The sequence below is a fragment of the Nocardia sp. NPDC051756 genome, from assembly GCF_040681495.1.
Lineage (GTDB): Bacteria > Actinomycetota > Actinomycetes > Mycobacteriales > Mycobacteriaceae > Nocardia.
The window spans coordinates 435,338-450,006 of record NZ_JBFAYV010000008.1; the positions used below are offsets into that span (position 1 = coordinate 435,338).

At 67.4% G+C, this 14,669-nt stretch carries 12 protein-coding genes; 8 read left to right on the plus strand and 4 right to left on the minus strand.

Going from position 1 to position 14,669, the window contains the following annotated elements; genetic code table 11:
• The 3 genes from AB0M22_RS34650 to AB0M22_RS34660 are packed head-to-tail and all read left to right on the plus strand — an operon-like array spanning position 1 to position 3,139.
• Entirely contained in the window at positions 1–942 is a 942-nt protein-coding gene (locus AB0M22_RS34650) for an ABC transporter permease (RefSeq protein WP_364735920.1), read from the plus strand.
• A complete protein-coding gene (locus AB0M22_RS34655; protein WP_364735923.1) occupies positions 939–1,754 on the plus strand; it encodes an ABC transporter permease in 816 nt (271 codons plus the stop codon). The genes AB0M22_RS34650 and AB0M22_RS34655 overlap by 4 nt, the downstream gene beginning before the upstream one ends.
• Positions 1,751–3,139 carry an ATP-binding cassette domain-containing protein gene (locus AB0M22_RS34660; RefSeq protein WP_364735925.1) on the plus strand — a complete coding sequence of 463 codons (1,389 nt, stop codon included), beginning with the start codon at positions 1,751–1,753 and terminating at the stop codon, positions 3,137–3,139. Before AB0M22_RS34655 ends, AB0M22_RS34660 begins: the two co-directional genes overlap by 4 nt.
• On the opposite strand, the gene AB0M22_RS34665 is transcribed toward AB0M22_RS34660, so the two are convergent.
• Both AB0M22_RS34665 and AB0M22_RS34670 read right to left on the minus strand, forming a co-directional pair.
• A complete protein-coding gene (locus AB0M22_RS34665) occupies positions 3,099–4,070 on the minus strand; it encodes an LLM class flavin-dependent oxidoreductase (protein ID WP_364735927.1) in 972 nt (323 codons plus the stop codon). The genes AB0M22_RS34660 and AB0M22_RS34665 overlap by 41 nt on opposite strands.
• A 50-nt stretch (positions 4,071–4,120) precedes the next feature.
• Entirely contained in the window at positions 4,121–4,978 is an 858-nt protein-coding gene (locus tag AB0M22_RS34670) for an enoyl-CoA hydratase/isomerase family protein (RefSeq protein ID WP_364735929.1), read from the minus strand.
• A gap of 92 nt (positions 4,979–5,070) precedes the next feature.
• Here AB0M22_RS34670 and AB0M22_RS34675 point away from each other — a divergent pair, with 92 nt between their 5' ends.
• Positions 5,071–5,463 (plus strand): helix-turn-helix domain-containing protein, encoded by a 393-nt coding sequence (locus tag AB0M22_RS34675; protein WP_364735931.1) that lies wholly within the window; start codon positions 5,071–5,073, stop codon positions 5,461–5,463.
• Between the two features lie 94 nt (positions 5,464–5,557).
• On the opposite strand, the gene AB0M22_RS34680 is transcribed toward AB0M22_RS34675, so the two are convergent.
• Both AB0M22_RS34680 and AB0M22_RS34685 read right to left on the minus strand, forming a co-directional pair.
• On the minus strand, positions 5,558–7,477 hold the full coding sequence (locus tag AB0M22_RS34680) for an acyltransferase family protein (RefSeq protein WP_364735933.1): 1,920 nt from the start codon (positions 7,475–7,477) through the stop codon (positions 5,558–5,560).
• A gap of 560 nt (positions 7,478–8,037) precedes the next feature.
• On the minus strand, positions 8,038–9,192 hold the full coding sequence (locus tag AB0M22_RS34685) for an LLM class flavin-dependent oxidoreductase (RefSeq protein ID WP_364735935.1): 1,155 nt from the start codon (positions 9,190–9,192) through the stop codon (positions 8,038–8,040).
• Between the two features lie 257 nt (positions 9,193–9,449).
• Here AB0M22_RS34685 and AB0M22_RS34690 point away from each other — a divergent pair, with 257 nt between their 5' ends.
• Genes AB0M22_RS34690 through AB0M22_RS34705 form a run of 4 tightly spaced genes read left to right on the plus strand, consistent with a single transcriptional unit; the run spans position 9,450 to position 14,668 of the window.
• A complete protein-coding gene (locus tag AB0M22_RS34690; RefSeq protein WP_364735937.1) occupies positions 9,450–10,526 on the plus strand; it encodes a ketoacyl-ACP synthase III in 1,077 nt (358 codons plus the stop codon).
• On the plus strand, positions 10,523–11,494 hold the full coding sequence (locus AB0M22_RS34695; RefSeq protein WP_364735939.1) for an acyltransferase domain-containing protein: 972 nt from the start codon (positions 10,523–10,525) through the stop codon (positions 11,492–11,494). The genes AB0M22_RS34690 and AB0M22_RS34695 overlap by 4 nt, the downstream gene beginning before the upstream one ends.
• A gap of 14 nt (positions 11,495–11,508) precedes the next feature.
• Positions 11,509–13,314, plus strand: a complete 1,806-nt coding sequence (locus tag AB0M22_RS34700) for an acyl-CoA dehydrogenase (RefSeq protein WP_364735941.1) — start codon at positions 11,509–11,511, stop codon at positions 13,312–13,314.
• Between the two features lie 22 nt (positions 13,315–13,336).
• Positions 13,337–14,668: an acyltransferase domain-containing protein gene (locus AB0M22_RS34705; protein ID WP_364735944.1), complete on the plus strand. Its 1,332-nt coding sequence runs from the start codon at positions 13,337–13,339 to the stop codon at positions 14,666–14,668.
• Position 14,669 lies beyond the last annotated feature (1 nt).

A 14,669-nucleotide genomic window follows, 5' to 3' on the forward strand; every position in this document is an offset into this window, starting at 1 on the left:
ATGCGAATTCTCGTCCTGGCCCGTCGCCGGGTCGTCGAGGCGCTGCTCACGCTGCTCGGCGCCAGCGTGCTGATCTGGGCCTTGATGCCGCTGGCGCCGGGTGATCCGGCGCGGATGATCCTTGTCGCACAAGGGGTTCCGGAGCCACCGCCCGAACAGATCCGCGCGCTCGAGCAGACCCTGCACCTGGACCGACCGGTGCTCGCGCAATACGCGCACTGGTTCTGGGGTGTGCTGCGCGGTGATTTCGGATTGTCGTTCGCATCGGGGCGGCCGGTGTCGGGCGAGTTCGCCGACCGGCTACCGGCGACGCTGACCTTGGCATCGGCCGCGCTGGCGCTCGCGCTGGCGTTCTCGGTCGCGCTCGGGGTGATCGCGGCGCAGTATCCGCGGCGCTGGCCCGATCACGGGACCCGTTGGCTGGCCTTGATATTCGCGTCGGTGCCGGGATTCGTGGTGGCGCTGTTGCTGATTCAGGTGTTCGTTGTCGGGTTCGGTTTCGGGAAGGCCGCGTTGGACGGTACTTGGCGGCAGGTGTGGCTGCCCGCGGTCTGTCTGGCGGTCGGGCTGTCCGATACCTGGTCGCGACTGCTGCGCGCGAATCTGCTGGCGTTCCTGGATTCGCCGACCGCCGAGGTGTTGAACGCCCGCGGCGCCGGGCGGTGGCGGATCCTGTGGCGGCACGGGCTGCCCAATAGTGCGGTGCCGTCGCTGCACGCTCTCGCCGTGGCCACCGCGGTGCTCATCGGCGGGGCGACGGTCGTCGAGACGGTGTTCACCTGGCCGGGGCTCGGTTCTTATGTGGTGGAGTCGGTGAAGACGCGGGATCTTCCGGCGATCCAGGCGTTCACCGTGTTCGCGACGGCGAGTTATGTGGTCACCAGTCTGGTCGCCGATCTGTTGTCCGCGGTGATCGATCGCAGAATCGCGGTGGACGCATGATCGCCCGTCTCCCCGGATCTGTGCGCGGCGGGGCATGGCTGCTCGGTGTGTTGCTGGTGCTGGTGGTGGTCGGCCCGATGGTGGCTCAGTATCCGCCGAACGAGCCGCACTACGCGGACAAGCTGATCGCGCCGAATGCCGAATACTGGTTCGGTACAGATCAATACGGCCGGGATCAGTTCTCCCGGGTGATGCACGGGCTGCGGTTGTCGCTGCTGTCGGCGTTCCTCGTCCTGGCGGGGTCGGCGACGATCAGTCTGCTCGTCGGGTTGGGTGCCGGGCTCTACGGTGGCCGGCTCGACCGGGCTGTTTCCCGGGTGATCGATGTCGTGCTGGCCATTCCGGGACTGGTACTGGCGCTGGCCGTGGTCGGCCTGCTCGGTCCCGGATACCTGAATCTTCTGCTGGCCCTGGTGATTGCGAGCTGGGCGGCGGACGCGAGGGTCGCCCGGGCGCTGACCTTGGCCGCGCGCACCCGACCGTATGTGGTCGCCGCGCGGGTGGCCGGGGTGAGCAGGCCCGCCATCGGGGTGCGGCACCTGCTGCCCGCGGTCCTCGGGCCGTTCCTGATCGTGGCCACGCTGCGGCTCGGGGGCATCGTGGTCGCCCTGGCCGGGTTGTCGTTTCTCGGGCTCGGCGTGCAGATGCCCGAGGCGGAACTGGGCGCGATCATGGGTGATGCGCGCCGATTCCTCACGGCCGCACCGTGGTTGCTGATCGCTCCGTCGGTGGCGATTCTGGCGATGGCCGCGGCGGCGAACCTGCTCGCCGAGGGGTTGCGGGACCGCGGCGACAACGGGTGGCAGCGATGAGCGCGCCGATCGCGGAGATCCGCGGGCTCACCGTCGCCTACGCCGGGTCGGCTCCGGTGCTGCGCGATGTGTCGCTCACGGTGCGGCGTGGTGAGACGGTGGCGGTGGTCGGGCCGAGCGGGAGCGGGAAGACCACCATCATCCGCGCGCTGCTCGGCACCCTCGATGACGCGGCGCGGGTCGACGGCACGGTGCTCATCGACGGTGTCGCGTTGTCCGGGAAGGACTTTCGCGCGCTGCGGGGGACGGTGCTCGGCTACGTCAGCCAGGACCCGTTTGCCGCAATGGATCCGCTGATGTCGGTGCGCACCAACATCTCTCAGGCGTGGCGGATCGCGCGGCGGCCGGTGCCCGATGGTCGGATCGTCGCCGATCTCGCGGCGGTCGACCTGGCCGATCCGGTGACGCGTATCCGGCAGCGTCCGTTCATGTGGTCCGGCGGCATGTTGCAGCGTGGTTCGGTGACGACCGCGCGGGCGCTCGATCCGGCGTTGGTGCTGGCCGACGAGCCGACCTCGGCGCTGGATGACGCCAATGCGCACCGTGTCATGGCCGCGCTGACCGCCGGCGGCTCGGCGCTGCTGATCGTCAGCCACGACCGGCGACTGGTCGAAAAATACGCCGACCGGGTGTATTCGGTCGAGGACGGCACTGTTGTCGAATCGAATGCGGCGAGTCCGGTTGTCGCGCTGCATGTTCCGGCGCGCAAGCGAGTTCCTGCCGCAGAACCGATCCTGCGCGCGCATGGTGTCACCAAGCGGTATCCGTCCGGAGGCGGCTTGGCGGCAACCGATCTGGACGTTCGCCCCGGCGAGATCGTCGGACTCGCCGGTCCGTCCGGGGCGGGGAAGAGCACGCTGCTGCGGATGCTCGCCGGAGTCGAGAAGCCCAGCGGCGGCCGTCTGGTCTGGGATGGCGAGGAGGGGACGCCGCCGCCGGGACAGGTCGGGGTGGTGTTCCAGAACGCTGTCGACAGTCTCGATCCGCGTCGGCCGATCTATCGCAGCATCACCGAGCCGTTGCAGCCGCGCTTGCGTATTCGTCTGCGCCGGCGTGACGCGCTGGATGTCACCCGGACTGCCTTGGCGCGAGTGGGTTTGGGCGATATCGATCCCGGGCGATACCCGCGTGAATTGTCCGGCGGTCAGGCGCAGCGGGTGGCGCTCGCCCGGGCGTTGGTCGGCGATGTGCGGCTGCTGCTGGCGGACGAGCCGACCGCCGCACTCGACGCGGACGCGTCCGCGCGGATCGTCGAGATACTGCGCGAACTCGCCGACGACGGCATGGCCATTGTCATCGTCTCGCACTCCGAGCACATGCTTGGCGACCTCGCCGACACCGTGGTCAGGATCGATCCGATACCGGATCTGCCCAGCGCGCGATGACCGTGTCGGCGAACAGCCGCAGGCTTGTGCTGATGGCTGCCGGTGGAGGTCCGGAAGGTTGTACGTTGCAGAGGAATTCGGTCGCGTCGGGCACCACGAGGTCGCGCCGGATCGCGGCCTCGACCTCGGCGCCGGTGCCGAGGTAGCCGTGACCGGTGTCGACGTAGTCGCGGGCGGTGAAGCCGGCCGGGAACCGGCCCGCGTCGATCGCGGTCGTGACCCAGCGTTCGATGCCCGGTCGCATGAGTTCGAAAGCGACCTCGGCGGAGTCGGCGCACAGCACCGATCGGGACACCCCGACGCGCGGCGTGCGCCCCGCAGCACGTTGCGCCGCAGAGTATTTCGCCACTCGCTCAGCCGCGATCTCGTCCCGCGGGCCTTGCGCGGACGAGGTCCGCCCGGTGAGCACACCGAGGTCGAGTTCGGCGGCGAGGTCGAACCCCGATTCGGACGCGGTCCCGATCCAGAGCCGCTCCCCCAGCCCCGCCGCCGCGGGCACCAGATCGGTTCCCGGACTGAGCAATTCGCGCAGCTGACGCAGGTTCTCGATGAAGCGTTCGTGCCGTTGCTCATGCGCCCGACCGAACCGCTCGGAGGTCTGCGCATCCGCCCCCGCACCGAGCCCGAGCTCGAGCCGCCCGCCACTGAGCGCATCAACGGTCGCCGCATCCTCGGCGAGCCGGGTCGGATCTTCCAGCGACCCGATCACCACCGCCGTCCCCAGCCGGATCCGGTCCGTCCGCTGCGCGATCGCCGCCAGCAACACCAGCGGCGACGGGCAATGTGCCCGCTGCGCCCCGAAGTGATGCTGCGCCACCCAGAACGAATCGAACCCGCACTCCTCCACGCGCACCGCCAGCTCGACGACCTGCCGCAACTCCCTCGCCGAGTCGCCGTCACCGACCACATGCGAGATGAACCCGAACCGCATTACCTACCCATCCCGTCGTCGTCGCCGGGCTCCACCGTAGTGGGCGGGTCTCAGCCGGCGAGACCTCGGAGCAGACCTTCCAGATCGCGCTCACCCGCGCGGGTCTGGGCGCCGTGGGCCATCCCGCCCCGGATCAACCGCTCGGCCGCAGGAAGCGCGAACGTGCCCGCCCAAGCGTCGTGCTCACGCAGCAGGCCATCGGCCAGATCCGCCGGTGCGACAGCATGTTTGGCCGCCGCGATCACTCCTTCGGGCAGCGCCGCGATATTGCAGGCAAGGCGGTCGACCAGGTCGTGCAGTTCGTCGGCGGGAACCGCCCGGTTGATCCAGCCGTAGCGCTCCGCGGTCTCGGCGTCGAACAGCTCGGCGCCCAGCACCACCTCCAGCGCGCGGTGCCGACCGACGCGGTTGGCGAGGTACTGCGTGCCACCGCCGCCGGGGACGATACCCATGAGCGCTTCGATCTGGCCGATCCGCGCCCGACCGATCGCCGCGAACGTCATGTCCACGGCCGCAACGAATTCCGCGCCGCCGCCGCGCGCGATCCCGGCAAGTTCGACGATGGTCACCTGTGGCTGATGCCGGAGCAATTCCCCCAGCGCTTGGAAGACGTTGACGCCGGTCGGAATGTCGAACTCGGCGAAGGCGTCCGGTGTGTCGACGAGCGACATATCCACGTGCGCGATGAAGAACTCCGGGTCGGCACTGTCGAACACGATCACCCGAATCGAGTCGTCGTCCCGCAGGGTGGACAGCAGGTTCCGCAGGTCGCTCATCAGAGCGACATTCAGCACGTTGACCGGCGGGTTATCGAGTGTTACGTACGCGACGCCGGCCGCACGGCGCACCCGCAAGGTCGTGTAGGCGTCCTGGTTCATGAAGATCTCCGATCCGTAGCCGATAGGCATCTAGGTTCCCGATGCATACTTAGATTGCGGCGGCGGGCAACCGGCGTCAATAACGCACTTTCAGCATCGTAAGGATGGCGAAGGATACCTATATGACCAGCTCCGACCCCGGAATCGTGTTCCAGTCCAACTGCCCCAGCCGGCCGATCCTCGACCAGATCGCCGACAAATGGTCGATGATGGTGATGGCCGTCCTCGACGAACCCCGCCGTTTCAACGAGATCAAACGCCGCCTCGAAGGCGTCACCCAGCGAGTCCTCACCCAGACCCTGCGCCGCCTGGAACGCAACGGAATGATCGTCCGCCGGGTATTGGCGACCTCCCCGGTCGGCGTCGAATACTCGCGCACCCCGCTGGGCGAATCCTTGCAGGAGCCGTTCGACCGGTTGTACGCCTGGACGGTCGACAAGGCGGACGAAATCCAGGCGCGTCAATTGGATTACGACCGAAGAGAACTCACGGACAATTCCGTATCGAACCCGTGACAGAATCCGAATAGTCCAGTGCGAGTTACGGTTCGGCCATCACGTGATACTGCCGACCGTCACTGCCCGAGGCAGCTGAGCCCACGGACGGACGTCAGCGGCATTCGGGGAAGATGGTGAATTCCTTGCTCGCGGCCCAGCCGGTGTCGATCCACGAAGCGGGTTGTGCCGGAGTGAATCCGGAGAAGTGCCTTGCTAGTTGGCCGAGCAGCCAGTTGGTGAAGCCGGCTGCGCCCTGCGGGCAGGTGTGGATTCCGTCAGGGGCGCGATCGAGCCTGCCGTCGCCGTTGAGGTCGGGAGTGAAGGTGGGGCCCCAGTATTCGTCGGCGTTCACGGCTATGGCTCGTCCGGCGGAGTTGTCGGCGACCGATCGTGCCGTTGGGAAAGTTCGCGCCAGGTCGGCCAGGTGCGGGGCGTAGAACTCGTCGGGGCGGATCGGCGGAAGGCTCACGAACATCACGTGGCCGCCGACTTTGGTGACCGTATCGACGAGGCGGTGGTAAGCGAGGCGCTGTTCGGATTCGGATCCCCAGTCATACGTGGTGATTTCGTAGACGACGACATCCGGGCGCGAGGCCGTGATTCGAGCGGTGATCTGCGGCCAGTTCTGCTCCGAGAACGGGCCGACTACGTTGCCACCGCCTGCCTCGGCGATCGATTCAAAGGTGAGTCCGCTGGCCGTCGCGGCACTGTTCAGCGGCAACGCGAGCTGCGCGCCCACCGAATCACCGGCCCACATCAATCGCCGCAGCGGTGGCCCCTGCGGCGTCGCCGCGGTGACTCCGCCGCCGTCGATACTGATTGCCGCCGGTCGAGGCGACGGCACGATCAGCCACAAGGCGGCCAGCGCCGCCATCGCCGCGATGAAGGCGTTGCGCCCCGTACGGCCCCGCGCCCACGATGCGCGGAAGCGGATCGGGTCTTCGATCAGGTACTTCGATCCAGCAGCGGCCACCACCGCGAGCGCCACGGCAAGGACGGTCCGCGGCCAGGCCGAATTCTCGCGCAGCAGGACCAGCATCGGCCAATGCCATAGATACAGGCTGTAAGAGATAGTGCCCAGCCAGACCAGCGGCCGGACCGAAAGTACTCGAGCCATCCCAGTCTCCGGTGCTTGCACACACAACAGCACCAGTACGGCAGCCGCCGCAGAGTAGGCGAACAGCCCGCCACGAAACAACAAGCGCGAGGTCTCGCCGTCAACGAACACCCAGGGCAGAACGATGGCCGTCACGAGTACTGCCGTGGCAATGCCGGCCCACCGTTGGAGAATCCCGCCGAGGAAGTCACGCACCGGCTCCGTCGCAACCAGCACGCCGAGCAGCAGCGAAAACGCCCTCGTGTCGGTGCCGATGTAGACGCGAGTGGTGTTCGCCGGATCAACCAACACGATCATCAACACCAACGACGCCACCGCCATCAGCGCGGCAACCACCGCAACCCGTCGATGACCAGATCCTCTCCCCCGCAAGAGAAACAGCAACAGCACCGGCCAGACCAGATAGAACTGCTCCTCGATCGCGATACTCCACAGATGCTCGAACACCCGCCCACCGGTGAACCGAGCCCAGTAGTCCGAAGCCTCGGCAATCAGATGCCAGTTCGCCAGATTCGCCTGCACCCACGGCCCATCGGCCAACGCGCCGGAAAGATAAGCCCCCGACCGCAACCCCCAACTCAACCCGACCACAGCAACCAACACCACCGCCAGCGCCGGAAACAACCGCCGAACCCGCCGCCCCCAGAACCCCACCAGCGAAACCGTTGCGGTAGAACCATATTCACGCAACAACAGATCGCTGATCAGAAACCCCGACAGCGCAAAGAACAGGTCCACACCGAGAAACCCACCCGACACCACCCCCGTGTGGAAGAGCACCACCCCAGCAATCGCCAACCCCCGCAGCCCATCCAACGCAGGGCAGTAACCACTTCGCCCCACGCTCGCCGAGTCCCTGCCCAGACTCTCAGCGGTACAAGCGGATTCGCCCCTGCCGGAACCCTGGGCGTGCACGGGACTCAGGCGGAGAACCCGAGGCAATAGATAGCGATCACGGTTCGAACCTTAGGAAGCATTCCACGCCAAAGGAACCAGCCACCTGGCTGAAACTTCCCCGCCTCCCGGCCGATCCCGACTTCCGGCAGGATCTGCCGGCCACCTGGACGGTCAATCCAGTTCATCAGCGGAGGTCGACGGGCCGTGCAGCATCCACCTGCTCCTGATCCCCAACGTCGACATCGTCCCGGTCAACAGCAGTTCGGGCTGGTCGGCCGTTCGGCATCGGAAGCCTCCTCGGGTGGCGTAGCTGAGCAACACGTGCGCTAACACCCTTGCTCTGGACGGAGCTCTGTGGGGAGCAGCTTCCCGTCGTGGCGGATCGTGCGTTCGCCGATGCTCCCGTCGTGGTAGTCGCGACGAACGTATCGGCATCCGCAGGCGTATCGGTCGATCCGGATGATCATGCCGAAACCGTCGGAGTCCTCGACATGCTCGTCGTCGACCAGCTTGCCGCACGGTGCGCGGCACTGTGTGCGATGAATTGATTCGACGCTCATTTCCGGCCTTTCTCTCGATCAGAGCCTGCGCAGTCTTCTGAGTACGCGCAGGAAAGGAATGGATGCGGCGAGCCCGCGTTTGATATCGGGATGGAATGTGCTGAGGTCGACGAGCACGGCGTATCTGAGTCCGTTGTCGCGCAATTCGGCGATACGTTCCTCGACTTCGGCAGGCGTCCCGGTGACGCAGTAATCCCGGACCAACGACCCGGGCACCTTCTCCGCATAGGAGAGGACGGTGTCCTCGTCCAGCAGCTGCGGTAAGAGGTCTTGGATGCCGGTGAAATGCGAACCCAACGGATGTTCGATCCCGTGCCGCGCCCACATATCGGCCGAAATACAGAGCCCGAATGCCCGCGCACCCACCGATTCGACCGTCTCGTCGATATGCGCCCTGGTCAGTCCGGTGATCACGAAGAGCATCGCGGCCGGCGTCACCGACATCGGATCCCGGCCCGCGTCGGACGCCGCGGTCCGCATCCGTTCCAGGCTGCCGCGGTATTCGGGCACGGGTTGCGGATAAGCGGGAAACCAGGCGTCCGCATACCGGCCCGCGAGCCGCAGCATGCGCGGGCCGTGCGCGCCGATCCAGATTTCCGGCCGGGTGCCGCGATAGGGCGGGATCTCGAAGATCGCGTCGTGCAGCGGAAAGTATTCGGAGTCCCGGGTGACCGGGCGGCCATCGGACTCCCACAGCAGCCGAATCGTCGCGAGGGCTTCCTCGAATCTGGCCACCGGCGCGTTCCACGGAACCCCGTACGGCTCATTGTTTTCGCGTTCGCCAGGTCCGATACCGAGGATCGCCCGTCCCCGGCTCAGCAGGTGCAGGGTGGCGGCCGCCTGTGCCGTGACCGCTGGATTCCGCCGGCCGGCGTCGGTGACACCGACGCCGAGCCGCAATCGCTTGAGACTGTTCTGCGCGGCGATATACCCGAGCGCGGTCCACGGGTCGTAGTGTGCGTTCGCCCGGGGGATCAGCCGTGCCGCCCCGATGTGCCGCGGGTGCCAGATCGAACCGGGGAGTAGACCGGTCAGGTGGTCCGGCAGGAAGAGCGAGTCCGCCTTACCCGCGGCCGCGAGCAATCGATTGGCGCGCAACGTCAGGTCGGGTGCGATTCGGGGCTGCAAGCTCAGGTCGAGGATGCCGGTACGGAATCTGTCCGCCTTCCGCATGGGATCTCCTGGGTCGTCGGAATACGGGTTCTACGAACATAGAGCGACCCCCAGGCGGCCGATCCAACAAAAGTTAGGTACGGACCGGCAACAGAAGTTGGTATCCATGTCGCGTTGGAAATTGGGGAACAGAAGAAGAGCAGCGATCGAGACCACAGATTCGACAGTGTTGTCCCCATCAGCGGTGGGGTAGGCGACCCGCGGCCGGTAGTACGTTTCGGAGATCGTTTTCCCGGAATGGAAAGTAAGTGATATCGATGGCAGACGACAATCTCGGATACCTCGATCGGAGCTCGACCAACAACGGAAACGTCGGTAGCAGAAACGTTGCTATCGGAGTCCTCGGTGCCGGCGGCTTCGTACCGCAACGAGTACGCACCAACGCGGAAGTCGCCGAACTCGCGGGAGTGACGCCGCAGTGGATTGTCGAACGCACCGGCATACAGGAACGGCACGTGTCCGGCGGCGATCAGTCCGCGTCCGATCTGGCCGCCGCAGCGGTACGCAACGCACTGGCCGCGGCCGGTCTCGGCGCCGGCGATCTGGACCTGATCATCGTCACGACCTCCACGCCGGACGAACTGGGCCCGTCCACGGCTTGCCGGGTACAGGCCCTGCTGCAAGCGCACCAGGCCGTGGCTTTCGACGTGTCCGCGGCCTGCACCGGTTGGCTGTTCGGCACCCGAGTCGCCGTCGACTATCTGCGCGGCGACACCGGCGCTCGGTGCGCGGTCGTGGTCGGCGTCGAGGCCTATTCGCACTTCCTCGACCCCGCGGACCGCGCCACCGCGGTGCTGTTCGGCGACGGTGCGGGCGCGACGATTCTCGGACCGGTCGCCGCCGGAACGGGTTTCGGTCAGATCGAGCTCGGCTCGGACGGCGACCACGCGGGCGACGTGCTGATCCCGGCCGGCGGCAGCAGGCACCCGGCGAGCACGGACACCGTGACCCGCGGACAGCATCGCATCCATATGGACGGCAAGGCGGTACGCGACTTCATCCTCGACATCTTCCCCAAAGCCGCCGCGAGCGCGTTGCGGCGATCAGGTCTGACCGCCGATCAGATCGACGTGATCGTCACCCATCAACCCAACCCGGTGCTGTTGCGAAAGGCCTGCGCGGACGCCGGATTCGACGTCGAGCGCCTGATCATCGTCGGCGACCTGGTGGGCAACATCGGTGCGGGCTCGGTGCCGTACGCACTGGCCAAGGCGCATTCCGACGGGCGGCTGCACGCCGGTGACCGAATACTGATCGTCGGCTTCGGCGCCGGCGTCACCTGGGGCAGCACCGTTCTCACCTGGGGCATCGACGATGCGGAGGCCGGTCGATGAATCAGCAGGCGGCGAACACGGTTTTCCTCGTCCCGGGGCAGGGCGGCGATCCGCGCTGCGCTTTGCACGATCTCTATCGCGCGGACCACGGGTGCCGCGCGACCATCGACGACATCCTCGACGACATCGAACGAGCGTCCGGCGGTGCGGGACAAGGGCTGCGCGAGGTACTGCTCAGCGATACCAGAAGTCCGGCGATGGCACCGGGAATCCCGCAGCTCGCGAGCTACGCCATCTCGGTGGTCCTCGACCGAGTGCTGACCGCGGCGGGTTTTCACCCCGAGGTGATCGTCGGGCAGAGCTTCGGCGAGATCGCCGCCTTGGTGTGCGCGGGCGTCTTCGACGTGCCGGACGGCACCCGCGCGGTCTGCGCGCTCAATGCCGCGTTCCGCGGGTTCGAGGGCCGCGGCGCCATGGTTCTGGTGCTCGCGTCCGAGCCGGACACGCGCAGGCTGCTGGCCGACGTCGACCGGACGGATCTGGTGCTCGCGTGCGTCAACAGCCCGAAGCAGACCATCGTCAGCGGGCCGACGGACGCGATCGCGGCGCTGTTCGATCAGCCGGGCGACTGCCCGCGGTTGGTGCGGCTGGCGGTGCCCTACGCCTCGCACCATCCGGAGCTGGTCGTCGTCGCGGACCGATTCCGCGCGGGTCTGCGCGGGACTCGGCAGCGCCCACTGCGGGTTCCGGTGCACTCTCCGGTCGGGCGGCGGACCTATTCCGACACCGACGACCTGCACGAGGCCCTGGTCGATTGCGTCACCAAACCCGTCGATCTGGCGAAAGCGTTGGAGCACACCGGATCCCGGCACGACACGCTGTTCATCGAACTCGGGGTGGGCGACGGTCTGTGCCGGTGCGCGCACGCCACCCTGCCTTCGGCCCGCACGCTGGCACCGCTGACCGGTGATCTGTCGTGGTTGACCGGCGCACCGTCGAAATCCCCTGTCGCCCTTCGACAGCGGTGAAGAAAGGAACGACGATGTCCATCGACCACGAGCTCGCCGCGCCTGCCCCGAATCGTTCGCCGCGAGCCGAGGTGCGGCGCTTCGTCGCCGGCCCCGAGTCGGATTCGGCGCGGCGCCGGACCCGGGACCTGCTGCACGAGGCGATCCCCGACGCGTTCTGCACCTGGCCCGACGGACTCTCCCGGCAGGACCGGTTGAGCCTGGTGTATGCCAGAGCACAGCACGCCGGCCGGGTCGCGCCGCCGGCCTCGGAGCTACTCGACTCGCCGCACACCCTGTCGGCCTTGCTCGCCCGGGCCGCGCTCGCGGATCCCGACCTGTTCCACATTCTGCTGGTGCACTACACACTGGTGCTCGCCCCGATCCTGCGGTCGGTGCCCAGTTCAAGTGCGGGACTTGCGGATACGCTGTCCGCGCTGGAGTCGATGGACGCCTTCGGCTCGGCGTTGATGACCGAGGGCGCCCGCAGCAACAGCCATCTGCACCCGCGCACGCGGGCCTCGTTCGATCCCGATACCGGCGGCTTCATCCTGCATACCCCCGATGCCGACGCACGGAAGTTCCCCAACAGCACCGGCCATCCCGGCGTCCCGAAGACCGGCGCGGTCTACGCACAGTTGATTGTCGGCGGCAGGGAACGAGGAGTGTTCGTGTTCGTCGTGCCGGTGCGGGGTCCGGACGGCGCGGTGCTGCCCGGCGTGCAGATCACCCCTGCACCCGATACCTTTGCGCTGCCTTGCGATTTCGCCTATGTGCGGTTCGACCGGATGCGAATTCCGTGGCACGCCTGGTTGAGTGACGGCGCCACCATCGATGCCGACGGCCGGTTCCACGACGACGTGACCGGAGCCACCGATCGCCTCGCCCGCACGATGAGCATCGGAGCGCCACATGTGTGGCGCGGCGTCATCGCGGCGTGCGCCGGCGTCACCCAGGACTCGGCCCGAATTCTCGAGTCGCACACCGCAACTCGCCTGACCATGGGCCGGCTGGCACCCGAGCAAGGGCTGATCCGCTATCGCAATCAACAAGAAGCGGTGCTCGGCGCGCTGGCGGCCGCGTACACGCTGACCATCGTCGATCGGCACGTTGTCCGGGATAGCGCCGCGAAGCCACCGGCGCCGACCGGCGCGGCGACGTGGGCGCCCTGGTCCGCGGTCGACAGCGAACTCCCCTTGCTGAAGGCCTTCGCGACCCGGCTCGCATTGGACGTGACCGCGAGCTGCCGCACGCACTGCGGCGCGACCGGTTTCGTTGCGCACAACCGTCTCAACGCCTTTCACGGCTTCGTGAACTCGTACTTCTGCGCGGGCGGCGACAACGACCTGATCCTGATGGATACCGCACAGGCGATGACCGATCCGCACCGGTACCGCCCGCCGAGCCCGGAACCCGAGCCGGCCGACGCCACGGATCTGACCTCGCCGCACGCCTGGGTTTCGCTGGCGCACATCGCCGAACGCTACTACCACCATTGCCTGACCAACCGGCTGGACGCAGCGCGCCAGGCCGGGCACGACCAGTTCACCGCGTGGAACGACAATCTCGCTCTGGCACAGACGGCCGCCGCGGCACAGGCCGATCGTATTGTCCTGGAGCTCTTGCAGACCGCGTACCGCGGCGCGCCCGAGCCGGTTCGTGGGCTGTTTCAGCTCTACGCGCTGTCCTGGATCGAGCGCAACGCCGGATTCCTGGCCGAGCAACGACTCACCCCGGCGCCGTTGCTCGACCATATCTGGGCACACCGGCGTGCGCTCTGTGACGAATTGGTCCCGCACATAACCGATCTCGCGGCCGCCTTCGACCTGCCCGAACTGTAAACACCCCCAAAGGAAGTCACCGATGAGCGCTCGAACCGCCTTCATGTTCCCCGGGCAAGGATCATATGTGCCGGGCATCCTGGCCACTCTGATCAGCGAATTCCCCTCGGCGCGAAAAACATTGGATCAGATAGACGAGATGTGCGACGAGCACGGACACGCCCCCGTGTCCCGGCTGCTGACCGACCCAGCGGCCGCCTCATTGGACGACCTGATCGCCGACCGGTCGCCGGACCTGGACGTCGCCTTGTTCGCCGGCAATATCGTCACCTATCGGATCCTGGTCGAGACCGGCCTGCACGCGGATGTCGTTGTCGGACACAGTCTCGGCGAGGTGTCCGCGTTCACCGCCGCCGGTGCCCTCACCGTGCGCGACGCGACCCGGCTGGTCTTCGATCGGACAACGGCCCTGCGCGGCTGCTCGATCCCCGACGGCGGCATGGTGGCCCTCGCGGTCGGCAGTCGCCGCGCGACCCACCTGACCGGCCTCATCGACGATCCGAGCACCGTCTTGGCGGTGGACAACGGCCCGGATCAATCCGTGATCTCCGGACCGAGCGCCGCACTCACCGAAGCCGAGCACATCGCCGCGGCCGCGGGCATCCAGGCGACCCGGCTTCGAGCCATCCACCCCTTTCACAACCGGCTGCTGCGCGACGCCGCCGAGACCCTCGCCCGATCTTTCGCCGGCATACCGGTCGCCGAGCCGAAAATCCCGGTCTACTCACCGGTTTTGGGGCGCTATGTGCAGTCCGCCGAGGACGTCCGCGCCTGGGTGGAACGGCACATGACCCAGCCGGTGCTGTTCTATGACGGCTTGTTGCGGTTGTACCGCGACGGTGTGCGCCGCTTCGTCGAGTCGGGCGGCCGGGACACCCTCACCACGCTGGTTCCGGCCTGCTTGCCCGCCGCGGCCGCCACGATCGCGCCACTGCGGCGGCGGTGTTCGGCGGCGGAGTTCCGCCGGGCCGCCGACGGCACGGTCCAGGTCGAGGCGGTTCCGGCCACCGCGCCTGCCGCCGAATCCGCGAACGGCCACCGGCCGACCTCGACCACCGACGAACCTGCCGACCTGCCCGCGGCGGACGAACTCTTCGAACAGATCCGCCAGATCTACGCCGACGCCCTGGGCTATCCGGTCGACCTGCTGGATGCCGACATCGACCTCGAGGCGGATCTGGGGATCGACTCGATCAAGCAGATCGAAGCGTTCCGGCTGGCCAGGCAGCGATTCGGGTTGCCAGAACCGCCCGCCGAGGTACGCGTCACGTCCTACTCGACGCTGACCGAGCTGGCCGAGCTGCTGCGTCGGCTCGCCGGATCCGAGCAAGCATCGATCGCAACGGGAGTCTGAC

Excerpts from the sequence above, each read along its gene's own strand:
- AB0M22_RS34705 (WP_364735944.1), top strand. The coding sequence starts at position 13,337 with ATGAGCGCTCGAACCGCCTTCATGTTCCCCGGGCAAGGATCATATGTG.
- AB0M22_RS34700 (WP_364735941.1), top strand. The coding sequence starts at position 11,509 with ATGTCCATCGACCACGAGCTCGCCGCGCCTGCCCCGAATCGTTCGCCG.
- AB0M22_RS34690 (WP_364735937.1), top strand. The coding sequence starts at position 9,450 with ATGGCAGACGACAATCTCGGATACCTCGATCGGAGCTCGACCAACAAC.
- AB0M22_RS34665 (WP_364735927.1), bottom strand. The coding sequence starts at position 4,070 with ATGCGGTTCGGGTTCATCTCGCATGTGGTCGGTGACGGCGACTCGGCG.
- AB0M22_RS34675 (WP_364735931.1), top strand. The coding sequence starts at position 5,071 with ATGACCAGCTCCGACCCCGGAATCGTGTTCCAGTCCAACTGCCCCAGC.
- AB0M22_RS34685 (WP_364735935.1), bottom strand. The coding sequence starts at position 9,192 with ATGCGGAAGGCGGACAGATTCCGTACCGGCATCCTCGACCTGAGCTTG.
- AB0M22_RS34695 (WP_364735939.1), top strand. The coding sequence starts at position 10,523 with ATGAATCAGCAGGCGGCGAACACGGTTTTCCTCGTCCCGGGGCAGGGC.
- AB0M22_RS34650 (WP_364735920.1), top strand. The coding sequence starts at position 1 with ATGCGAATTCTCGTCCTGGCCCGTCGCCGGGTCGTCGAGGCGCTGCTC.
- AB0M22_RS34660 (WP_364735925.1), top strand. The coding sequence starts at position 1,751 with ATGAGCGCGCCGATCGCGGAGATCCGCGGGCTCACCGTCGCCTACGCC.
- AB0M22_RS34655 (WP_364735923.1), top strand. The coding sequence starts at position 939 with ATGATCGCCCGTCTCCCCGGATCTGTGCGCGGCGGGGCATGGCTGCTC.
- AB0M22_RS34670 (WP_364735929.1), bottom strand. The coding sequence starts at position 4,978 with ATGCCTATCGGCTACGGATCGGAGATCTTCATGAACCAGGACGCCTAC.